The sequence below is a fragment of the Acidovorax sp. Root402 genome, assembly GCF_001425125.1.
Classification (GTDB): Bacteria; Pseudomonadota; Gammaproteobacteria; order Burkholderiales; family Burkholderiaceae_C; genus Acidovorax; species Acidovorax delafieldii.
Genome location: NZ_LMDQ01000013.1, coordinates 1 through 21877, shown reverse-complemented (window position 1 = coordinate 21877; position 21877 = coordinate 1). Strand labels below are relative to the sequence as shown.

Genomic DNA, 21877 nt, shown 5'->3' with positions numbered 1-21877 from the left:
GTCGAAAAGTACAATTTGCGCATGTTGAAAGCTCCCCAAATTCTAGTCAGGACGCTTGTCCTTGCTGCCAGTGCGGCAGCCCTTGTCGGCTGCGGTCAGCGGGGGCCGTTGTATCTGCCCACCGGCCCTGCGGCAAGCCAGCGTGCCACGCTACCGCAAACACTCACCCCGGGCAACGACGCCAGCAGTGCGCCAAAGCCCGCTGCCACCGCCTCCCAGCCACGCTGACGCACCCAGCCGCCAGCGCAGGATCGCCAGGCAATGCGGTTTCGCTTGATTTCCATCAAGCACAAACTCTAGGGGTACTCGTACAGTCTGCGCTTTATTGCACCGCAGGATGGCCATGGCCCTGGAACTCTACCGCGACAAAAATCATGCTTGCCTGATGTTCACCGACCTCATTGAGGAAGATGGGCAGGCCGTGCAGGCCAATCAGTTCCTGATCGTGGACGACGACACCGGCGCCATCATCGACCCGGGCGGCAACCTCGCGTTCAACGAGCTGTTCATGGGGATGACCAAACATTTCCCGCCGCACAAGCTGTCGTACCTGATCGCTTCGCATGCAGACCCAGACATCATCGCCTCGCTGGACCGCTGGATGACCAGCACCAAGGCCAACCTGGTGATCTCGCGCGTCTGGGAGCGCTTTGCGCCGCACTTCACCAAGGTGGGCAAGACAGAAAACCGGGTGATCGGTGTGCCGGACGGCGGCGGCCACCTGCCCCTGGGACGCCATGAGCTGGTGCTGCTACCCGCGCACTTCATGCACTCCGAAGGCAACTTCCACTTCTACGATCCGGTCAGCCGCATTCTGTTCACGGGCGACCTGGGGGTGTCCATGATGTCGGGGGCCGAGGCACGTGTTCCGGTGACCGACCTCAAGGCGCACATCCCGCGCATGGAGGGCTTCCACCGCCGCTACATGGTGTCCAACAAGATCCTGCGCCTGTGGGCACGCATGGCCCGGCAGCTCGACATTGCCATGCTGGTGCCGCAGCACGGCGCCCCCATCATGGGCAAGGAAGCCATCAACGACTTCTTTGAATGGATCGAGAACCTGATGTGTGGCATTGACCTGTTCGATGACCGCGCCTACCAGATTCCCACCGGGTACATCGACCCAGTGACCCGGCAAATGCGCCCAGCGCTGCGGGCAGTCAACGGGTAAAAATCAGCCAAATCGGGTGCTAGCGCATTGAAAATATGCGCTGACAGCTATCAATTTGGCAGCAATCAACCTCAAGACGGTCCTGCGGCTGTCCGTCTTGCCGCAGCACCTGCCGGTGCGGTCGACCGCTTGCGCAGTCGTTGCCAGAACCGCCAGCCCAGCAGCGCGCCGAGGATGCCGGCGTAGACCGCCACTTCGCCAAAGTTGTTCTTGCCAGCACGCATCCAGAAAAAGTGCAGCACCGCCAATCCGGCCACCGCATACACGGTGCGGTGCAGCGCCTGCCAGCGTTTGCCACCCAGTGCCTTGATCGCACGATTGAATGACGTGGCGGCCAGCAGGGCCAGCAGCACCAGGGCCAATGTACCCACCAGAATGAATGGCCGCTTGGCGATGTCGTGCAGGATGTCCGGGATGTCAAAACCCATGTCGAACCAGCTGTAGCTCAGCAGGTGCAGCACGCCATAGAAAAACACGAACAGCCCCAACATGCGCCGAAACCGAGCCAGCTGAGGAGTGGAGGTGATGACGCGCAGTGGAGTGATGGCTAGCACCAGGCAGAGCGCCCGCAGCGTCCAGTCACCGGTTGCCCGGATCAATGCCTCCGCAGGGTTGGCTCCCAGCTGGTTCGCCACAGCCGCATAGACCAGCCATGCCAGCGGCAACAGACACAACACAAACACCACCGGCTTGGAGACGGGGTGGAGCAGCAGTTTTCGCATCGCGATCAAGAGAAGACCACAGCCTCATACACCGCCAACGATGGCGGCGAGACCAGGGCCATCAGTAGAACTTCTTGAGGTCCATGCCGGCGTAAAGCTGGCCAACCTGGGCTTCGTAGCCGTTGAACATCAGCGTCTTGCGCTTCTTGGCAAACAAGCCGTCTTCGCCAATGCGTCGCTCGGTCGCCTGGCTCCAGCGGGGGTGGTCCACATTGGGGTTCACGTTGGAATAGAACCCGTACTCCTGCTGGGCCGCCTTGTTCCAAGCGGTGCCGGGTTCCTTTTCGACAAAGCGGATCTTCACAATGCTCTTGGCGCTCTTGAAGCCGTACTTCCATGGCACCACCAGACGCACCGGTGCACCGTTCTGGTTGGGCAGCACCTCGCCGTACATGCCAAAGGCCAGCAAGGTCAGAGGGTGCATGGCTTCGTCCATGCGCAGGCCTTCCACATAAGGCCAGTCCAACACGCGCGAGCCGACGAATGGCATGGTGGCCTTGTCGGCCAGGGTCACGAACTCGACGTACTTGGCGCTGCCCTGGGGCTCCACCCGCTTGATCAGCTCGGCCAGCGAGTACCCCACCCACGGGATGACCATGGACCAGCCTTCCACGCACCGCAAGCGGTAGATGCGTTCTTCCTGCGCGCTGAGCTTGATCAGGTCTTCAATGCCGTATTTGCCGGGCTTCTTGACCAGGCCCTCGACCTCCACCGTCCACGGACTGGTCTTGAGGGTGTGCGCATTGCGGGCGGGGTCGGCCTTGTCGGTGCCAAATTCGTAGAAGTTGTTGTAGGTGCTCGCGTCCTTGTAGTCCGTGAGCTTCTCCATGGAAACCGCACCTGCCACCGCCGACTTGGCGCCCGCCAGAGGCGCCAGCTTGCCGGGACGCGTGACCGCCACCTGCTGCGCCAGGGCCTCACGGCCCGCCCAGGCCGCCATTGCCGCACCTGCGGCGCCACCCGCCATCAGCTTGAGCATCTGGCGGCGGTCTTCATAGACCGAGCGGGGGGTGATTTCAGAGGAGTGTGGGTGGTGAAAACCCGAATCGCGCGAGGGGATCAGCATGGTGGCTCCGGTCATGTGGGGTGAGACAGCTGCAGCGGTAGAGCAGAACAACTGTTAGTTCGTTCCCTGGACCGCTCAGGTTACACCGAAGACGCAATAGTTGTTGCGCGCCACCGAATGCCCGACATGCCTGCCGCGCCTGCCAACAATCTCGCGGGGAGTCGTTAGCAGGCCTTGAATCATCACAGCGTGCCGTAGCTGTGCAGGCCGCTCAGGAACATATTGACGCCCAGGAACGCGAACGTTGTCACCGCCAGGCCAACCAGCGCCCACCAGGCGGACACGGTACCGCGCAAGCCCTTCATGAGCCGCATGTGCAGCCACGCGGCGTAGTTGAGCCAGACGATCAGGGCCCAGGTTTCCTTGGGGTCCCAGCTCCAGTAGCCGCCCCAGGCCTCGGCGGCCCACAGCGCACCCAGCACCGTAGCGATGGTGAAGAACGCAAAGCCCACCGCAATGGACTTGTACATCACGTCATCCAGAATCTCGAACGAAGGCAGACGCGCCGCGATGCGCTTGCGCCCCAGCAGGATGCCCGCAACGATCAGCGCAGAAATGCCGAAGTACACCATCCAGTAGCTGCCGCCATTCTCCGTCGCCCCCTGGCGGAACACGATGGGCTCGAAACACAGCACCACGCCCAGCAGCCACAGCGGCGCCAGCTTGTACCAACGGGTTTCGGTAGCCTGCTGCTTGATCAGGTAGGCAAACGCCACCATGGCCGACAGCGCAAACGTGCCGTAACCGATGAAGTTGGCGGGCACATGCAGCTTCATCCACCAGCTCTTGAGCGCAGGGACCAGCGGCTGGATCTCATGCGCTTCGCGCACCACGGTGTACCAGAGCAGGAAGCCCACCGCCGCGCTCACCACCAGCATCACGAAGCCGCCCAGGGCGCGCGTGTCGTACTGCTGCTCGTAGTACAGATAGAACGCGGCCGTCATCCAGCAGAACAGCACGAACACTTCGTAGAGGTTACTCACCGGGATGTGGCCGATGTCCGGGCCGATCAGGTAACTTTCGTACCAGCGCACCAGGGTGCCAATGAGCGCCATGGCCACCGCCACCCACGCAATGCGCGAGCCCAGCATGCTCATGGTCTTGCCTTCGCCACGTGCAAACATCCCCACCCAGTAAAACGCCGTGCTGATGAAAAACAGCATGCTCATCCACAGGATGGCCGACTGGCTGGACAGGAAATACTTGAGGCCGAACACCGTGTCGGCCCGCGCCAGGCTGCCTGCCCCATCTTGCTGGTACAGGCCAATGGCCATGAGCGCCACGGCCGCCACCACCAGCATCAGAACGCGCAGCGGGCGCCAGAACCAGCCCAGCCAGATGGTGCTCGGAATGGCGCCCAGCAAAATGCCTTTTTCGTAGACATCCATGAAGGCCCCGTAGCGCTGCAGCGCATACAACGCCCCCACGGCCACGATGGCGGCAAACAGCCAGTCAAACCAGTTGCGGCGAGCGAAGAACCCCTCGTTCAGGGTGATCGTGGTGACGGTCGAGGAAGAAGTCGCGGTGTTCATGCGGTGCCTTCGCGGGGCGATGCCCCGATCAGTTTCTGTGCGAGCTGGACAAACTCCTGGTCGCCATCCATGGTCTTGCGGTTGGTGGACAGGGCCATGGTGGCGTGGGTGCGGCCATCCTGCGGCGCCACCCAGACCCACACGCGCCGCTCGCGCACGTAGAGCATGGCAAAAACGCCCAGGATCAGCAAGGCGCAGCCCAGATAGACAACATTCTTGCCAGGGGCTCGCGCCACCTGGAACACGCTGGCCTGGACCTGGGTGAAGTCCTTGAGTTCAAACGCCAAGGGTGCAGGGTAGATCTGCGCATCGCTGAGCGAGAGCACGGCCTGTGTCATGAAACCCCGGGTCTGCTCGTCCTGCGGCAATGGCGGAAGCCCCTCGCGCTGGCGCGACAGCTGGGCCAGCTCGAACAACGTGCCATTCAGAATGCGCACCAGGACCTCGCCTGCGCGCGCGCGCTCGGCCTCGGGCACATTGGCTTCCATGAAGTCCGACACGGCCTGCAGCCCGCCCGTGGGCTTGCCATCGACCATGCCCCGCCCCGCAAAAAGCGCCAGCGCACGCACGGCCGACTGCTGCAATTGCTCGGCCAGCTCCGGGCGCGAGGCATCCATGGCCTGAGACACATAGCGGCGCACCGCCTGCTCCCGGGCTTGCGGATCGGCCAGGGCAGCTTTCATGCGCATGAAGCCATCCATGCTGCCCTTGTCGTCGGCTGGCACACGCAGGTAGCGGAAGGGCTCTGCAGGAGACTCGCGCACACCGAGCAGGAACACCGGCACGCCGTCGCCCGTGTCCACCGGCAGCATGTAGTTATGGAACTCGCGGGCCTGGCCAGCCGCATCACGCAGCTTGTAGCTCACGCTGGGGCCCACATTGCGCAGTTCTTTTTTGGTGACGGTCTTGTTGGCTGCCCCCAGGCGCGACTCCACCGATTCGCGCAGGTCCACCTTGCGCACGTCTGCACCGCTGGCGCCAGGGCCAGCCCCACCAAAATTCTCGACGTTGATGGTGCGCAGCGCCGTGAACTCCAGCGTCAGCGTGTCGCTACCGGAGCCGCCGCCCTTGTTGGTGAGCTGGGTGGAGTTGCCCACCACACCCTCGACGTCGAATGCCTTGGCGCCCGCCACCATGGGCACGGCACGCAGCTTGAGGTGCGAGCCGCCGTCGTCAAAACTCGACTGGTAAATCTCGATGCCCTTGTAGCTGGCCGGGTGGTTCACCTCGACGCGCGCGGGTGTCTTCTCGCCCGTGGCCTTGTCGTGGATGATGATCTCGCTGGCGAACAGCTTGGGCATGCCGGTGGAGTAGTGCTCCACGATGAACTTCTTGAGCTCGATCGCAAACGGCAGGTCCTGCAGCAACACGCCGTCGGACTGGCTCAGGATGGCGGTGCTCGACTGTGTGCCCTCGGCCACGAGCAGGTTGCCCCGGAAGGTGGGGTTGCGCTCGGACAGTCGGTGCTCGGGCTTCACATCGGCGATCAGCCCGCCCCCGGTGTAGACCGACTTGCCGCCCAGCAGCATCTGCGCACGCACGATGAGGTCGCCATCCAGCAGGCCGCCCACACACACCAGCACGATGGCGCTGTGCGCTGCGATGTAGCCAATCTTGTTGGCGGCGCCAGCCTTGGCCGCCACCATCCAGCCGGTGCCTGGACCTGCGGCTGTGTCGCGCTGCTGCAGGCGCACCTTCCACCCGCCACCTGCCAGAAGTGTGCCAATGCGGCGTGCCTCGGCCTCGGCCGATTCGGGCAGATCGGCCTGTGCCTTGTGGTGGAACGCCTTGAGGCTCTGCTCGCGGATGTTTTCCTTGTAGGCCTTGAGGTCCACCAGGATCTTGGGCGTGTTGCGGGCAATGCACAGCGAGGTGCTGATCACCAGGAACGCCAGGATCAGCAGAAACCACCAGGCGCTGTACACCGCGTTGAGCTGGATGGCGCCGAACAACTCGGCCCAGAACGGACCGAACTGGTTGACGTAGTTGGCCGCCGGTTCGTGCTGCTTGAGCACCGTGCCGATGACCGAGGCGATGCAGATCACCGTCAGCAGCGAGATGGCAAAGCGCATGGAAGACAGCAGCTCGACCCCGGCGCGCAGGGCCTGGGAGCCGGACTTCATGCGAAGGCCCTGGGTGTTGTCGGACATGGGTGGGAGCGGTGTCTGCGAAGCGCGAAAGAAAAAGGGCGGGACCATCGCTGCGATGGACCCGCCCTTTTTGGGGTTGTTATTGGCGGTAGGTTCCGTGCCGCCCGGTCAATCAGGCCGGGTCATGACAAATATCAAGCAATCAATCAGCGCAGGCCGGCGATGTAGTCGGCCACGGCCTTGATTTCCTTGTCATTGAGCTTGGCAGCCACCTGGGTCATCTGGATGCTGTTGGCACGCGAGCCGTCGCGGAACATGTTCAGCTGCGACACCGTGTAGTCGGCGTGCTGGCCCGACAGGCGGGGGTATTGCGCAGGGATGCCAGCGCCATTGGGGCTGTGGCAGCCAGCGCAAGCAGCGATCTGGCGGTCGGCAATGCCGCCACGGTAGATGCGCTCACCCATAGCCACCAGATCCTTGTCCTTGGCAAAGCCGGCCTTGGCGGGCTTGGACGTGAGCCAGTAGGCGATGTTGCGCATGTCGTCATCCGACAGGGCCGTGGCAAAGCCCTTCATGATGGCGTTGTTGCGCTTGCCGGACTTGAATTCCTGCAGTTGCTTGACCAGGTATTCGGGGTGTTGCTGCGACAGCTTGGGGTTGGCCGCGATGGCCGAGTTGCCGTCTGCGCCGTGGCAGGCCGCACACACCGCAGTGAAGCTGGCCTCGCCCTTGACGAGATCCGGCTTGGCCGCTTTGGGTGCATCACCCGCTGCAAAGGCCGAAAAAACAGGTGCTGCCAGTGCGGCAGCCGTCAGCAATGAGGCGAGCAACTTCATATCGAGGGTGTGTGTTTATGTGCGCAAAACCTCGCGATTCTACAATGATGGTTCTTTCTCTCCCAACTCCCCATGACGACACCCCCCTCTGCGCCAGTTGCTGGCTCTCTCCCGCCCGCACCTGACGCCAAAATCGCCATGGGCTGGATGCACACCGCCAGGTTCCTCACCACGGCGGCGCAGCTGCACCACCTGCCGCCCATCGACGTGCCCGAAATCGCTTTCGTGGGCCGTTCCAACGCGGGCAAATCCACCTGCATCAACACCCTCACCCAGCAAAAGCAGCTGGCATTTGCCTCCAAGAAGCCGGGGCGTACCCAGCACATCAACCTGTTCTCGCTGGGCAAACAAGGGGTGATGGACGCCGTGCTGGCCGACTTGCCTGGCTACGGCTACGCCGCCGTTTCCCGCTCGGACAAGGTGCGCTGGCAGCAGGTGATGGTGAACTACCTGGTCAGCCGCCCCGGCCTCACCGGCATCGTGCTGTTGTGCGACCCCCGCCTGGGCCTGACCGAGCTGGACGAGGCGCTGCTCGAAGTGGTGCGCCCCCGGGTCGAGGAAGGCCTCAAGTTCCTCATCGTGCTGACCAAGGCCGACAAGCTCACGCGAGCCGAACAGGCCAAGGTGCTGTCGATTACGCGACTGCACGCGGGCGGCGGCGAGGTGAAGATGTTCTCGGCCCTCAAAAAGCAAGGGGTGGATGAAGTGGCCCAGCTGCTGTGGCAGTGGGCGCACCCTGTGAAGCCCCTCGTCGAAGAGCCCCCTGCGGCTGCGGCTGCGGACAGCAGCAGCCCCGCACAGCCTTCGCCCACCAGCGAATCCGAGCCCAACTAGCCGCAAGCGCAATTGCATCATGCGCTGGCAGCTACAGAATGCATAGCGCCATGATCCAAGATTGCCCTGTTGACCTCCCCCACGGAATCACCCTGCACTGCCGCGTGAGCGGCATCCCCGGGCGCCCGGTGCTGCTGTTCCTGCACGGGTTCCCTGAGGGGGCCTTCATCTGGGACGAACTCCTGCTGCACTTTGCCCGCCCCGAAAACGGCGGCTACCGCTGCGTGGCGCCCTACCTGCGGGGGTTTGGCCCGTCCAGCAGCCCTCAGGCGGTGGACGCGTACCGCGCCAAGCACCTGGTGCAGGACTTGGTGGCACTGATCGCCCACGAATGCCCCGGCAGCGCGCTGGAATGCCTGATTGCGCATGACTGGGGCGGAGCCGTGGCGTGGAACCTGGCCAACCAGCAGCCCCAGCTGATGAAGCGCCTGGCCATCATCAACTCGCCCCACCCCGGCGCATTTGTGCGCGAGCTGTCGCACAACGCTGCGCAGCAGGCGGGCAGCCAGTACATGCATTTCTTATGCAGGCCTGATGCCGAGGCCCTGCTGGCCGAAGACGACTTCCGCCGCCTGTTTGCCTTTTTCAACGCCCCGGACGGCGGCGCCCCCGCATGGCTGACCGACGAGGTGCGCGCCCAGTACCGGGCCTTGTGGCGGCAGGGCCTGCAGGGTGCCTGCAACTACTACCGGGCCAGCCCCATCCGCCCGCCGCGCGAGGGCGACCCCGGCGCCCAGGCCATCACCCTGCCCGAGTCGATGTTGACGGTGGACGTGCCCACGCTGGTGCTCTGGGGCATGGACGACCCGGCCCTGCTGCCTGGCCTGCTCGACGGCCTGCCCGGCTGGATTCCCCGGCTGCAGGTGCAGCAGGTGGAGCAGGCATCGCACTGGGTCGTGCACGAGCACCCCGAGCGCGTGGCCATGGAACTGCAGCGTTTTTTGCTATCTAAAAAATAGCTATCAGCGCATGATGCACTAGCGCTTCAAGCCATTTTTGCTGATATTTCAGCGTGAATACACCGAGGGCTCGCCCTCCGGGCGGGTCTTGAAGCGCTTGTGCACCCAGTAGTACTGCTCGGGCATGGTGTCGATCACGGCCTGCAGCTCGCGGTTCATACGGGCCGTGTCGGCCTCAGCGTCGTCGGTGGGGTAGTTGGCCCAAGCGGGCGAAACCTCGGCCACGTACCCGGTGGGCGTCATGCGCGAATACACCCCCACCACCTTGGCGCGACCCAGTCGCGCAAACCGCGACAGCGACGGAATGGTGGCTGCCGTCACGCCATAGAACGGCACAAACACCGAATCATTGCGGCCGTAGTCCATGTCGGGCAGCAGGTACAGCAAGCCACCCTTGCGCAGGTTGGCGATGATGGGTTTGACGCCGTCCGAACGGTTGAGCATGCGCACATCGCCAAAACGCTGGCGCCCGGCCATGAACCAGGCATCCACCGCCGGATCAGGGTGGGTGGCAAAGATGGACGTGAACGCACGGCCACTGCGCAGAGGCAAGGCCAGGCCACCCGCGTCCATGCCGTAGAAATGCGGCGCAAACAAGATGGTGGGCGTGTCGCCCTCCAGCTCGTGCACCGCTCCGGTCAAACGCACACGCTGCTCCACCACCGAACGCGGCGCGGCCCACAGCCAACTGCGGTCCAGCCAGGTCTGGCAGAACGCGACAAAGCTGGCCCGCGCCACGGCGCGGCGGCGCGCTTCGGTCCAGTCAGGAAAACACAGCGCCAGATTGCGCAACGCCACCCTGCGGCGGGGCGCCACCAGCACAAAGGCCGCCTGCCCCAGCAGCCAGCCCATGCCGCGCAACACCGGCAGCGGCAGCAGCGCCAGCACCCGCATGAACCACACACCCAAACGCCCCGTGAGGCCCTTCATGCGGCGCCTCCCGCGGCAGGTTCTGCCGGAGCCGCCTCGCCACGCGGCTGCTTGTAGCGGCCATAGCCCCACAGATATTGCTCGGGGCATTGGCGAATGAGGTGTTCCATGGCTTGGTTGATTTGCAGCACGGCCTGGTCCATCTGGTCGGACAGCGGCTGGGGCAAGGGTTCGAAATGCGTGACATATCCACGGCCCCATGGCAGACGCTCGCAACGCGCCAGCACCACGGTCGCGCCGGTCTGTTGCGCCAGGCGCACGGCCAGGGTCATGGTGTAAGCGTCGCGCCCAAAAAAAGGTGCCCACTGGCCCTGCCCCTCGGGCGGCACCTGGTCAGGCAGCAGGCCCACGGCCTCGCCCCGGCGCAGGGCCTTGATCATCTGGCGAACACCCGCCAGCGTGGTGGGCACGGCCAGCATGCCGGGGCGGTTGCGTGCGGTCTCCATCACCTTGGCCAGCCAGGCCTGGCGTGCCGGGCGGTACAACACCGTGATGGGGCCACGCTCCGCGCTCCAGCGGCGTGCAGCGGCCTGTGCCGACAGTTCAAAACACCCCTGGTGCGGGGTCAGAAAAACAATACCGCGACCGGCTGCGTAGGCCTGCTCCACACAGGCTTCGCCCGTGAGTGCGCAGGGCATGGTCGCGCCCATCCAAAGGCGTGGCAGCTCGGCCACCATGCGGCCCGCATGGGCCACGGCGGCGCGCACATCGCCAAACGCATAGCCCGCCAGCGCCGAGTTGGAGAGAAACCGGCGCCGGTAGGTGGGAGACGCCACAAACGCCACCCAGCCCATGGCCGCGCCCATGATGTGCAGCAACCACAGCGGAAATACGGAAAAGAATCGAAAGACGACTGGCATTAAAATAATGGGGTCGCTGAGTTAAATGAGCAACTTGCAGGGCGACGTTAAAAAAATCTGCTAAAGCGTTCGCCAGATCTCCTTCGGGGTGAGGGCAACGCCCCAAATGCCGGAACACAGGAGTTTATTCAAATGGCGAACGACTTTCTCTTCACCTCGGAATCCGTCTCCGAAGGCCACCCCGACAAGGTGGCCGACCAGATCTCGGACGCGATTCTCGATGCCATCTTCAAGCAAGACCCCCGCAGCCGCGTCGCCGCTGAAACGCTGACCAACACCGGCCTCGTGGTGCTGGCGGGCGAGATCACCACCAACGCGCATGTGGACTACATCCAGGTGGCGCGCGACACCATCAAGCGCATCGGCTACGACAACACCGATTACGGCATCGACTACAAGGGTTGCGCCGTGCTCGTGGCGTACGACAAGCAGTCCAACGACATCGCCCAGGGCGTGGACCACGCGTCCGACGACCACCTGAACACCGGCGCTGGCGACCAAGGCCTGATGTTCGGCTACGCTTGCGACGAAACGCCCGAGCTGATGCCCGCGCCCATCTATTACGCGCACCGCCTCGTCGAGCGCCAGGCCCAGCTGCGCAAGGACGGCCGCCTGCCCTTCCTGCGCCCTGACGCCAAGTCCCAAGTGACGATGCGCTATGTGGACGGCAAGCCCCACAGCATTGACACCGTGGTGCTCTCCACCCAGCACCACCCCGACCAGAGCGAAACGCAAACCAAGATGAAGGCCTCGTTCACCGAAGCCATCATTGAAGAGATCATCAAGCCTGTGCTGCCCAAGGAATGGCTGCAGAACACCCGCTACCTGATCAACCCCACCGGCCGCTTTGTCATCGGCGGCCCGCAGGGCGACTGTGGCCTCACCGGCCGCAAGATCATCGTGGACACCTACGGTGGTGCCTGCCCCCACGGCGGCGGCGCATTCAGCGGCAAGGATCCAACGAAGGTGGACCGCTCGGCCGCCTACGCCGCCCGCTACGTGGCAAAGAACATCGTGGCTGCCGGCCTGGCGCGTCAGTGCCAGATCCAGGTGGCCTACGCCATTGGTGTGGCCGAGCCGATGAACATCACCGTCTACACCGAAGGCACCGGCGTGGTGTCGGACGAGCGCTTGGCCGCCCTGGTCCGCGAGCACTTCGACCTGCGCCCCAAGGGCATCATCCAGATGCTGGACCTGCTGCGCCCCATCTACGAAAAGACGGCAGCCTACGGCCACTTCGGCCGCGAAGAACCCGAGTTCAGCTGGGAGAAGACCGATAAAGCTGCTGCGCTTCGCGCTGCAGCGGGGCTGTAAAGCCCGCCGCGCGGCTTTCCGTACGTGGACGAAGCTCATATCGCGCCAGCGATGTGAGCACAGGCCAAAAGACCATCAGGGCCGCCCCCCCAAGCCGCAACGCCCCGCGTTGCGGCTTTTCTTTTGGCGCTTCACCACCGCCCACCAGCGGCGCTCTCCTACACCCGCCGCCCGCTTGCACTGACGGCGCACGCCACAGCCGGCCGGTATCGTTCCTGCACACCCTTCCGCAGCCCCGCGCTGCCTCAACATCCACCGCAAGGAGCGACCACCATGCTGAAGTACGCCATCATTTTTGCCCTGATCTCCCTCGTGGCAGGGGCCCTGGGTTTCAGCGGTGTGGCCGCAGGTGCAGCGGGCATTGCCAAGGTGCTGTTTGTGCTGTTCCTGGTGGTTGCCGTGGTGTTTGTGGTGCTGGCGGCCATCGGGGTGGGCGCCGCGCGCAAGGTGCTCAAGTAGTCCTGCACACCTTCGTCACTGCAACACAACACACAGCCCACCATGACCGATACGACCACCATTTTTGAAGCCCTGCGCGAGAGCCACGAGCGCCAGCGCGTGCTGTACGGCGCACTCACCGACACCAGCGGCGACACGCCCGAGCGGCGTGACCTGTTCGATCAACTCAAGAAGGAACTCGCCGCCCACGCCCAAGCCGAGGACCGCCACTTCTATGTGCCGCTGATGGCACACGACGCAGGCATTGATCTGTCGCGCCACGCCATTTCAGAACACCACCAGATCGACGAACTGGTGGAATCACTGGAAGAGACCGAGCCATCGAGCCCTGCCTGGTTGCCGCTGGCCAAGAAGCTGGCCGAGAAGGTGGAACACCACCTGAAGGAAGAGGAACACCGCTTCTTCCAGATGGCAGGCAAACTGCTGACGGAGAAGCAGAAAACCGCGCTGGCGGCAGACTACCGGGCGGACTACGAGGACGCCAAGGCCGCTATGGCCTGAAACCACCCACCAACGCGAATCAGGCGGCGTCTTCGGCCTGGATCACGCAGTTGCGGCCGCTGGACTTGGCCACATACAAGGCCGTGTCCGCGCGCTTGATCAGGGCGTGGCTGTCTTCCTTGTGGTCCCAGGTGGCCACGCCAAAACTGGCGCTGACATGGCCCACCGCGTCGAAAGGCACGCCTGCAATGCGTGCGCGCACCGCCTCGGCCATCGCCATGGCGGCGTCCACCGGGGTTTCCTTGAGCAAGATGATGAACTCCTCGCCCCCGAAACGCGCAGCGCAGTCGGACGACCGCAGCAGTTCGCGCACGCGCAGCGCCGTGCTCTTGAGCACCACATCCCCCGAGTCATGCCCAAAGGTATCGTTGATGCGTTTGAAAAAGTCGATGTCAAACATCACCACCGACAGACTGCCCTTCTTGATGCGGGTGTCGGCCATCTCGGTCTCCAGCCTCTCAAAGAAGCGGCGGCGGTTGACCAGATCCGTCAGGAAGTCCTTGGTGGCCAGGTCTTCCAGCTTGCGGTTGAGCCGCGCCATGGGCTCGATCACCAGCGACGACAGCGACAGGTTGAGCCCGACGAACAGCAGCACAAAGCTGCCCACCAGCGCCGCCATCACCGTGTTGAAGGTCTGACGCGCCTTCTCCAGCGGGAAGTACATCGGCACCTTCACCACCTGGATGCCCACCGTCTCGTTCATGCCCCAGCCAAAGCCGTTCTTGTCGCCATAGACCTTGAGCATGGTGGGCGGCGCCACGGCCGGTGTGCTGTGGCAGGCCATGCACTGGGCCTGCTTGATGGTGATGGGGCGGGCCACATACATGGCGCGGTGCATGCCCTCGCCCACTTCGCCGGTCGCCTCCTTCTTGAGATCGGCCCGGCCTTCGCGGAAGTCGCTGATGATGCGCTCCTCCCACTCGCTGGCGCGGTCGCGCAGGTTGGTGGGGTTGAGCACCGCTTCCTTGTACTCGTAGCCCGGAAACCGGCTCTGCAGGCGGCGCAGCGTCTCGGTCGCAGCGTAGGCAGGCACGGTCTGCGGCAGGAATTTTTCGGCCAGCGTCACGTCCAGGTGCGGCTTGACGAGTTCGGTGGTGTAGTCCCGGATCGCCATGGCCGCGTGCATCATGATCTGCGAGTTGTGCTGCACCTCCTCGATGGCGGACTGCTGCAAAAAGCGGTGCACGTAGATCCCCGCACCCGCCGCTGCCACCAGCAGCACCGCCGCCAGCACCAGGTTGAATTTGAGCCGCAAAGACATGGACTTCCCTCAGGCGCCAGCGTCGGGCTGGCTTGTTGTTGGCGGTGCAGCTGCGGCCACTCCGGCCCGCCTGGCGCGCACCCATCATTCGTGGGACACAAAGTTTGCGTTTGTGCCAGATTTCCAGGCAGCGGTCCAATAGTTTGTGTGCTGTGCCAACAGCTACAGGCCCCGCGCGCTCAGCGAAAGGTTGCGCCGGTAGGCCGGGCGCACCCGGTACAGCTGCGCGGGCCGGTGAGCGCCGCCGGTCTGCAGCGCGCCCGGCACCGGCTCCAGCATGGCCAACTCGTCCATCTTGCGGCGAAAACTCACCTTGTTGACCGGCTCGCCCAGCACCGCCTCGTACACAGCCTGCAACTGCGGCAGCGTGAACGGCTCGGCACACAGGTGCACGGGCATGGACGAGTACTGGCTTTTGCTGCGCACGCGGGCCACGGCGGCGTCGACCATGGCGCAGTGGTCGAACGGCAGCGCGGGCAGCTCGGCCACCGGCACCAGCGTGAGGGGCGCCGATGCCAGCAACTCGGGCGGTACAAGGGCGCAGTAGGCCACGGCCAGCGACCAGCCACGTGGGTCGCGCACCAGGCCGGAAAACGTGGCCAACTGCTCCAGATAGGGGCTTTGCAAACCGGCTTTCTCGCGCAGCACACGGGCGGCGCTGGCCTGGGCATCTGCATCCTCCTGGGCGTGGATATAGCCCCCCGGCAACGCCAGCCCCCCCGCAAACGGAGGTCGCTCGCGCCGCTGCAGCGCGACCTGCAGCACGTCCCGCTGCAGGGTGAGCAAGACCACGTCCACGGTACAGATCACGGCGGGGGTGCTGGTTTCGGTCATGGGGCTGAGTTTGTCACAAGGATGACCGAACAGGATATCAACCAACAATCTCTTCCAAAGCAGAAACATGCTTTTGCAACTTAGTTAGTTTATTTTTTTTACTAACAAGATTACACTGGCGTCACCAACAAAGGAGAAGACCATGGCCCGCAACGTCCAGCTTCTGGTGATCGACCCCCAAAACGATTTCTGCGACCTGCCTGTAGCCTGGCAACCCACCGATGTGCTGACCGGCCAGCGCACCACGCCCGCCCTGCCCGTGGCCGGTGCCCATGCCGATATGCAGCGCCTGGCGCAGTTCATCGGCAGCCAGGGCGACCAGTTGGACACCATCACCGTCACGCTGGATTCGCACCAGCGTTTTGACATTGCCCATCCCGGCTTCTGGCAAACCGACACGGGCGCCGAAGTCGCACCCTTCACCCCCATCACCGCTGTCCAGGTGCGCGCAGGCGACTTCACGCCGCGAAACCCCGCCACCCTGCCCCGCACCCTGCAGTACCTGGACGCACTCGAAGCCCAGGGCCGCTACACGCTGATGGTGTGGCCCGTGCACTGCGAGGTGGGCAGCTGGGGCCATGGCATACACGCCGATGTGCTGGCCGCCTTTGGGGTCTGGCAGCTCCGGCGCCAGCGCGCGGTGCGCAATGTGTTCAAGGGCACCAACCCCTGGACGGAACACTACAGCGCCATCGAGGCCGAGGTGCCCGACGCGGACGACGAAAGCACCGCGCTGAACACCGCCCTGCTGCAGTCGCTGGGCCAGGCCGATGTGCTGCTGATTGCGGGCGAGGCCAGCAGCCACTGCGTGCGCTCGACCACCGAACACATCGTGCGGCACCTGCCCCGCCTGTTGCCCGGCTGGCAAGCCGGCCGCATCGTGCTGCTGACCGACGGGATGAGCCCCGTGGGCGGCTTCGAGGCGCAACACCGGGCGTTTCTGGACGCCATGCGCGCAGCCGGTGCACAGCTCGCCAATATGAATGAAATCAGGCTCTAGCGCTTATTCATAAAGCGCTATTAGCTACAAATTTTGGAGCAACATCATGAACCCCGTCATCACCAGCCTGCTCGACACCGACCTCTACAAGTTCACGATGTGGCAGGCGCTGCTGCACCGCCACCCGCAAACCCAAAGCGAATATCGCTTTGTATGTCGCAACACCCCGGCCTACCCGCTGGCCGAGCTGCTGCCCGAGGTGAACGCCGCGCTGGACCACCTGTGTACCCTGCGCTTCACGCAGGGCGAGCTGGCCTACGTGGGCGGGCTGCGCTACATCAAGAGCGACTTCGTGGACTTTCTGCGCATCTTCCAGTTCCAGCGCAGCTTCATCAGCGCCTGGGCCGACGGCGAGCAACTGCACATCGTGGCGCGTGGCCCGCAGGTGCATGTGATGGGCTTCGAGATCTTTGTGCTGGCCATCGTCAACGAGCTGTACTTCCGCCGTTTTGGCGCGGCCCAGGCCCTCGCCAGCGGCCGCGCACGGCTGGCCGCCAAGGTGTTGCAGCTGCAGGCACTGGCGCAACAGGCCACGCTGCGCCACCCTTTCGAGCTGTTCGACTTTGGCCTGCGCCGCCGCTACAGCGGCGCCTGGCAGCGCGAGGTGGTGCAGACCTTTGCGACAGAGGCGCCGCAGTGGTTCAAGGGCACCAGCAACGTGCTGCTGGCGCGCGATTTGAACCTGGTGCCCATCGGCACCATGGCGCACGAGTATTTGCAGACCTACCAGGCCCTGGGCGTGCGGCTGCGCGACTTCCAAAAGGCCGCACTCGAAGACTGGGTGCAGGAATACCGGGGCGACCTGGGCATTGCGCTGACCGACACCGTGGGCATGGACGCCTTTCTCGCTGACTTTGACCTGTACTTCGCCAAGCTGTTCGACGGCCTGCGGCACGACTCAGGCGACCCGGTGGCCTGGGGCGAAAAAGCCCTCGCCCACTACATCCGGCTGCGCGTCGACGCACACACCAAGCGGCTGGTGTTCTCCGACGGGCTCGACCTGGAACGCGCCCTCATGCTGTACCGCCACTTTGGCGACCGCACGCAGCTCGGGTTTGGCATCGGCACAAACCTCACCAACGACATGGGCGCGGACCACAAGCCGCTGAACATCGTGATGAAACTGGTGCGCGCCAACGGGCAGCCCGTGGCCAAGCTGTCGGACACGCCCGGCAAGACGCTGTGCGACGATGAAACCTACCTGGCCTATCTGCGTCAGGTGTTCAACGTGAAGGACTGACACCATGCTCCGCATCACCCTGGCCCAGCTCAACTTCACCGTCGGTGACATCGAAGGCAACGTGGCCCGCATGGTGGCCGCCGGGCAGCAGGCGGCGCGCGAACAGGCCGACCTCATCGTGTTCAGCGAGCTGTCGCTGTGCGGCTACTACCCCGGCGACATGCTGGAGGAAACCGGCTTTCAGCAACGCATCGAGGCTGGCATGGCCATGCTGCAGCAAGCCTCCGCCGAGCTTCCGCAACTGCACTGGGTGGTGGGCGCGCCCACACCCGCGCGCGGCCCCGGCAAGCGCCTGCACAACAGCCTGCTGGTGCTGCAAGGCGGGGCTGTGCGCCTGCAGTACGCCAAGCAGCTGCTACCCACCTACAACATCTTCGACGAGCGCCGCCACTTCGAGCCCGGCCCGGACGTGGCCAAGGTGCTGCGTGTGGGCAACGCGCAGGTGGGCCTGCTGATCTGCGAAGACGGCTGGAACGACCACGGCGCCGACTACGCCACCAACCCCTTCGAGCGCATGCGCGATGCCGCGCCCGACCTGGTGGTGAGCATCAACGCCAGTCCCAGCCACACTGGAAAACGCGAGCAGCGCCACCAGATCTTTGCCGACGCCGCGCGCCGCCACGGCCTGCCGATCCTGTACGTGAATCAGATCGGTGGGCACGATCAGGTGGTGTACGACGGCGCATCGTTCGCGGCCGAGCCCGATGCGGGTGTCGTCTTTGAAGCGCAGCGGTTTGTGGAAGACGTGTGCACGCTGCAGTTCGACAACGGGCATTTTCTGAGCGCGGAAGGCGCACGCCCCGCCCCCGTACCCGCACAGGGTCTGCCCACCATGGACTTCTACCGCCAGCAGATCGTGCTGGGCCTGCGTGACTACGCACGGCGCTGCGGCTTTACGCAGGTGGTGGTGGGCAGCTCGGGCGGCATCGACAGCGCGCTGACGCTCGCCTTGGCCGTGGAAGCGCTGGGTGCGGACAACGTGGTCGGCATCACCATGCCCTCGCGCTACTCCAGCAGCGGCTCGGTCGATGACTCGGTGGCGTTGTGCGACAACCTGGGCGTGCAGCTCTTCACACACCCGATTGCCGAGCTGGTGGCGGGCTACGCGCAGCAATTCGAGGCCAGCTTTGGCAAACCGTTGGTGGGCCTGCCGCTCGAGAATCTGCAGGCGCGCATTCGCGGAACGGTGCTGATGGAATACTCCAACACCTTCGGCCACCTGCTGCTCACCACGGGCAACAAGAGTGAAATCTCGGTAGGCTATTGCACGCTGTATGGCGACACCAATGGCGGCCTGGGCCTGATTGGCGACCTCTACAAGACGGAGGTGTTTGCCCTGTCGCGCCACGTCAACGAACACGCCGGGCGCGCGCTGATTCCGCAGGCCATCATCGACAAGGAACCCTCTGCCGAGCTGGCACCCGGCCAGCGCGATGTGGACAGCCTGCCGCCCTACCCCGTGCTCGACGAAGTGCTCAAGCTGCTGATCGAAGGCGACCGCCTTTCTGCCGCGGAGCACCAGGCGGCGCAGAATTTTGTGGCCCAGCTGCAAGCCGACGACGCGGGCCGCGCCCTTGTGCAGCGCGTGCGCATGATGGTGGCGCGCAACGAATACAAGCGCCGTCAGGCCCCGCCCATCGTGCGCGTGCGGGCGCGGGCTTTTGGCAGCGGGCGGCAGATGCCGATTGCAGCGCGGTATGTGTGAAACTGGTCCACGGTAAAATCACTACCAAAAAGATAGCTGCTAGCGCTTTATGGATAAGCGCTAGAAGCCAAAAAAACTAAAAAATTACCCGACAACGACTGGAGACACATGGTCGATACCGCCATCTACATCGGGCGTTTTGAGCCCGTGCACAACGGTCACATGGCGCTGCTGCAGCGCGCGCTCGACAGCGCGCAGCAGGTCATCGTGGTGGTGGGCTCGGCCTGGCAGGCACGCTCGCCCAAGAACCCCTTCACCTGGCAAGAACGCGAGGCCATGCTGCGCAATGCGCTGCCCGAGGCCGACCGCAGCCGTATGGTGGTGCTGCCCATGCGCGACTATTACAACGAGGCGGTCTGGGTGCAGGCCGTGCGCCAGGGCGTGGCGCGGCTGACGACACCCGGTGCGCGGATCGGTCTGGTGGGCCACTTCAAGGACGCCACCAGCGGCTACCTGAGCGCGTTCCCGGGCTGGGAACTGATCCACGTGGAGCGCCAGGGCCCCATCGACGCCACCGCCATCCGCGACGCCTGGTTTGGCGCCACACCCGACACGGTGCAGTCTGCTCTCGCCCCCCTGGCCGACCAGATGCCTGCCAGCACCCTGGCCACGCTGACCGAGTTTGCGCAGACCCCGCACTACCTGGCGCTGCAGCAGGAGTGGCAGATGCTGCGCGGCTACCGCCAGGCCTGGGCCGCCGCGCCCTACCCACCCGTCTTCGTGACGGTAGACGCGGTGCTGCGCTGCCAGGACCATGTGCTGCTGATCCGCCGCGCACACGCACCCGGCAAGGGCCAGCTGGCCGTGCCCGGTGGCTTCATCGAACAGCGCGAAACGGTGTGGCTGTCCTGCCTGCGCGAACTGGTGGAAGAAACCCACTGCCACCTGCCCGAGGCCACCATGCGCGCCGCGCTGCAGTCCGTGGCCGTGTTCGACCACCCCGACCGCAGCCAGCGCGGTCGCACCATCACGCATGCGCACTACTTCGACCTGGGGGACGCGCCGTTTCCGCTGGTACAGGCCGATGACGACGCGATGCTGGTGCAGTGGACACGCATCGACCAGCTGGCGGGGATGGAAGAGGAATTCTTTGAAGACCACTTCCACATGCTAGACCACTTCCTGGGGTTGACGGAGCTGCACTGACAACGTGCAGCCAGACTTCAAGCAAGAACAGCCTCTAGCGCTTATCCAATAAGCGCATAAAGCTATTATTTGAATAGCATCAAGTCCCTGCACGCTCCAGCATGGCATGCAGCAGCACGTTGCACCCGGCCTCGATGTGCTCGGGTTTCGCATCCTCGATCTCGTTGTGGCTGATGCCGTCCTTGCACGGGATGAAGATCATGCCGNTGCAGCAGCACGTTGCACCCGGCCTCGATGTGCTCGGGTTTCGCATCCTCGATCTCGTTGTGGCTGATGCCGTCCTTGCACGGGATGAAGATCATGCCGCTGGGTGCGAGCTTGGCCATGTACACGGCATCGTGCCCCGCGCCAGAGACGGCGGGCATGTGGCTGTAGCCCAGCTTGGCGGCGGCGCGGCCCACGGCCTGCACGCATTCGGGCTGGAAGAGCTGTGCGGGGTAGCTGGACACCATTTCGATGTGGACTTGCACGCCATGCTCCTTGGCCACCTGGTCGGCAAAGGCCTTGACCTCGGCGGCCATGGCGTCCACCAGCGCGTCGGTGCTGTTGCGCAGGTCGATGCTGAACTTGACCCGGCCGGGGATGACGTTGCGGCTGTTGGGGAAGACTTGCACCATGCCCACGGTGCCGCGCCCGTGCGGCGGGTGGCGGTGGGCGGCGGCGACTACGTCTTGCATGATGCGTGTGGCGGCCAGCAGGGCGTCCTTGCGCAGGGCCATGGGGGTGGGGCCTGCGTGGGCTTCCATGCCGGTGACGGTGCAGTCAAACCAGCGGATGCCCAGCACGCCGCTGACCACGCCGATGGTCTTGTCGTTGTCTTCCAGCACGGGGCCTTGTTCGATGTGGGTTTCAAAATAGGCGCCGATGGGGTGGTCGCCGGGCTCCTGGTCTCCGATGTAGCCGATGCGCTCCAGCTCACCCTTCACCGTTTTGCCTTCGGTGTCGGTGGCAGCGTAGGCGTGCTCCAGCGTGAAGGCTTTGGCGAACACGCCCGAGCCCATCATCACGGGCACAAAGCGCGATCCTTCTTCGTTGGTCCAGAAGGCGACTTCGATGGGGGCTTCGGTTTCGATGCCGTGGTCGTTGAGCGTGCGCACCACCTCGATGCCGGCCAGCACGCCGTAGTTGCCGTCGAACTTGCCGCCGGTTGGCTGGGTGTCGATGTGGCTGCCGGTCATGATGGGTGGCAGGTTGTTGTTGCGGCCGGGGCGGCGCATGAAGCCGTTGCCGATCTTGTCGATGGTGACGGTCATGCCTGCCTCGCGCGCCCAGCGGGTCACCAAGTCACGGCCCTGCTTGTCCAGGTCGGTGAGGGTGAGGCGGCACACGCCGCCCTTGGGGGTGGCGCCGATCTGCGCCAGYTCCATCAGCGATGCCCACAGGCGATCGCCGTTGATGCGCAGGTTCTCGATGTCGG

The 21877-nt window shown here is 64.4% G+C and carries 21 protein-coding genes; 11 read left to right on the top strand and 10 right to left on the bottom strand.

Features of this window, described 5'->3' with window-relative positions:
- The first annotated feature begins 21 nt into the window (after positions 1 to 21).
- Together ASC83_RS23455 and ASC83_RS07495 are read left to right on the top strand one after the other, a co-directional pair.
- Entirely contained in the window at positions 22 to 228 is a 207-nt protein-coding gene (locus ASC83_RS23455) for a lipoprotein (RefSeq protein WP_082522420.1), read from the top strand.
- Positions 229 to 343: 115 nt separating this feature from the next.
- Positions 344 to 1171 (top strand): MBL fold metallo-hydrolase, encoded by an 828-nt coding sequence (locus tag ASC83_RS07495; RefSeq protein WP_056062016.1) that lies wholly within the window; start codon positions 344 to 346, stop codon positions 1169 to 1171.
- A gap of 71 nt (positions 1172 to 1242) precedes the next feature.
- Here the strand turns inward: ASC83_RS07495 and ASC83_RS07490 are convergent, their stop codons facing one another.
- The 5 genes from ASC83_RS07490 to ASC83_RS07470 form a co-directional block, all read right to left on the bottom strand.
- Positions 1243 to 1893, bottom strand: coding sequence for a sulfite oxidase heme-binding subunit YedZ (locus tag ASC83_RS07490; protein ID WP_056060145.1), 651 nt, complete (start codon positions 1891 to 1893; stop codon positions 1243 to 1245).
- A gap of 61 nt (positions 1894 to 1954) precedes the next feature.
- Complete coding sequence (msrP, locus tag ASC83_RS07485; protein WP_056062014.1) at positions 1955 to 2959, bottom strand: protein-methionine-sulfoxide reductase catalytic subunit MsrP; 1005 nt, start codon at positions 2957 to 2959, stop codon at positions 1955 to 1957.
- Between the two features lie 182 nt (positions 2960 to 3141).
- Positions 3142 to 4491 (bottom strand): c-type cytochrome biogenesis protein CcsB, encoded by a 1350-nt coding sequence (gene ccsB, locus ASC83_RS07480; RefSeq protein ID WP_056060142.1) that lies wholly within the window; start codon positions 4489 to 4491, stop codon positions 3142 to 3144.
- Positions 4488 to 6641 carry a cytochrome c biogenesis protein ResB gene (locus tag ASC83_RS07475; protein WP_056060139.1) on the bottom strand — a complete coding sequence of 718 codons (2154 nt, stop codon included), beginning with the start codon at positions 6639 to 6641 and terminating at the stop codon, positions 4488 to 4490. The genes ccsB and ASC83_RS07475 overlap by 4 nt, the downstream gene beginning before the upstream one ends.
- Before the next feature lie 146 nt (positions 6642 to 6787).
- Entirely contained in the window at positions 6788 to 7417 is a 630-nt protein-coding gene (locus ASC83_RS07470) for a cytochrome c (protein WP_015012649.1), read from the bottom strand.
- A 72-nt stretch (positions 7418 to 7489) separates the two neighbouring features.
- On the opposite strand from ASC83_RS07470, the gene yihA reads away from it, so the two are divergent.
- The gene (yihA, locus tag ASC83_RS07465) at positions 7490 to 8251 is read left to right on the top strand and encodes a ribosome biogenesis GTP-binding protein YihA/YsxC (protein ID WP_056060138.1); all 762 of its coding nucleotides are present in this window, start codon (positions 7490 to 7492) and stop codon (positions 8249 to 8251) included.
- Between the two features lie 50 nt (positions 8252 to 8301).
- On the top strand, positions 8302 to 9210 hold the full coding sequence (locus ASC83_RS07460; RefSeq protein ID WP_056060135.1) for an alpha/beta fold hydrolase: 909 nt from the start codon (positions 8302 to 8304) through the stop codon (positions 9208 to 9210).
- A gap of 48 nt (positions 9211 to 9258) precedes the next feature.
- Here the strand turns inward: ASC83_RS07460 and ASC83_RS07455 are convergent, their stop codons facing one another.
- Positions 9259 to 10140: a lysophospholipid acyltransferase family protein gene (locus ASC83_RS07455; RefSeq protein WP_056060133.1), complete on the bottom strand. Its 882-nt coding sequence runs from the start codon at positions 10138 to 10140 to the stop codon at positions 9259 to 9261.
- Complete coding sequence (locus tag ASC83_RS07450; protein WP_056060129.1) at positions 10137 to 11000, bottom strand: lysophospholipid acyltransferase family protein; 864 nt, start codon at positions 10998 to 11000, stop codon at positions 10137 to 10139. The genes ASC83_RS07455 and ASC83_RS07450 overlap by 4 nt, the downstream gene beginning before the upstream one ends.
- 132 nt (positions 11001 to 11132) lie before the next feature.
- Here ASC83_RS07450 and metK point away from each other — a divergent pair, with 132 nt between their 5' ends.
- The 3 genes from metK to ASC83_RS07435 all read left to right on the top strand — a co-directional run bounded on the left by metK (position 11133) and on the right by ASC83_RS07435 (position 13274).
- The gene (gene metK, locus ASC83_RS07445; RefSeq protein ID WP_056060126.1) at positions 11133 to 12314 is read left to right on the top strand and encodes a methionine adenosyltransferase; all 1182 of its coding nucleotides are present in this window, start codon (positions 11133 to 11135) and stop codon (positions 12312 to 12314) included.
- Between the two features lie 273 nt (positions 12315 to 12587).
- The gene (locus tag ASC83_RS07440) at positions 12588 to 12773 is read left to right on the top strand and encodes a DUF1328 family protein (RefSeq protein ID WP_056060124.1); all 186 of its coding nucleotides are present in this window, start codon (positions 12588 to 12590) and stop codon (positions 12771 to 12773) included.
- A 42-nt stretch (positions 12774 to 12815) separates the two neighbouring features.
- Entirely contained in the window at positions 12816 to 13274 is a 459-nt protein-coding gene (locus ASC83_RS07435) for a hemerythrin domain-containing protein (RefSeq protein WP_056060119.1), read from the top strand.
- 19 nt (positions 13275 to 13293) lie between these two features.
- Here the strand turns inward: ASC83_RS07435 and ASC83_RS07430 are convergent, their stop codons facing one another.
- Together ASC83_RS07430 and ASC83_RS07425 are read right to left on the bottom strand one after the other, a co-directional pair.
- Positions 13294 to 14535 carry a diguanylate cyclase gene (locus ASC83_RS07430; protein WP_056060116.1) on the bottom strand — a complete coding sequence of 414 codons (1242 nt, stop codon included), beginning with the start codon at positions 14533 to 14535 and terminating at the stop codon, positions 13294 to 13296.
- 162 nt (positions 14536 to 14697) lie between these two features.
- Complete coding sequence (locus ASC83_RS07425; protein ID WP_056060115.1) at positions 14698 to 15369, bottom strand: NUDIX domain-containing protein; 672 nt, start codon at positions 15367 to 15369, stop codon at positions 14698 to 14700.
- A 142-nt stretch (positions 15370 to 15511) separates the two neighbouring features.
- Here ASC83_RS07425 and ASC83_RS07420 point away from each other — a divergent pair, with 142 nt between their 5' ends.
- The 4 genes from ASC83_RS07420 to ASC83_RS07405 all read left to right on the top strand — a co-directional run bounded on the left by ASC83_RS07420 (position 15512) and on the right by ASC83_RS07405 (position 20460).
- Complete coding sequence (locus tag ASC83_RS07420) at positions 15512 to 16369, top strand: hypothetical protein (protein ID WP_056060112.1); 858 nt, start codon at positions 15512 to 15514, stop codon at positions 16367 to 16369.
- Between the two features lie 46 nt (positions 16370 to 16415).
- Positions 16416 to 17609, top strand: coding sequence for a nicotinate phosphoribosyltransferase (gene pncB, locus ASC83_RS07415; protein ID WP_056060108.1), 1194 nt, complete (start codon positions 16416 to 16418; stop codon positions 17607 to 17609).
- A gap of 4 nt (positions 17610 to 17613) precedes the next feature.
- Positions 17614 to 19314: an NAD+ synthase gene (locus ASC83_RS07410; RefSeq protein WP_056060105.1), complete on the top strand. Its 1701-nt coding sequence runs from the start codon at positions 17614 to 17616 to the stop codon at positions 19312 to 19314.
- Between the two features lie 108 nt (positions 19315 to 19422).
- A complete protein-coding gene (locus ASC83_RS07405; RefSeq protein WP_056060102.1) occupies positions 19423 to 20460 on the top strand; it encodes a bifunctional nicotinamide-nucleotide adenylyltransferase/Nudix hydroxylase in 1038 nt (345 codons plus the stop codon).
- Between the two features lie 207 nt (positions 20461 to 20667).
- Here the strand turns inward: ASC83_RS07405 and ASC83_RS07400 are convergent.
- A partial coding sequence (locus ASC83_RS07400) for a Zn-dependent hydrolase (RefSeq protein ID WP_369816964.1) occupies positions 20668 to 21877 on the bottom strand: 1210 nt, incomplete at both ends.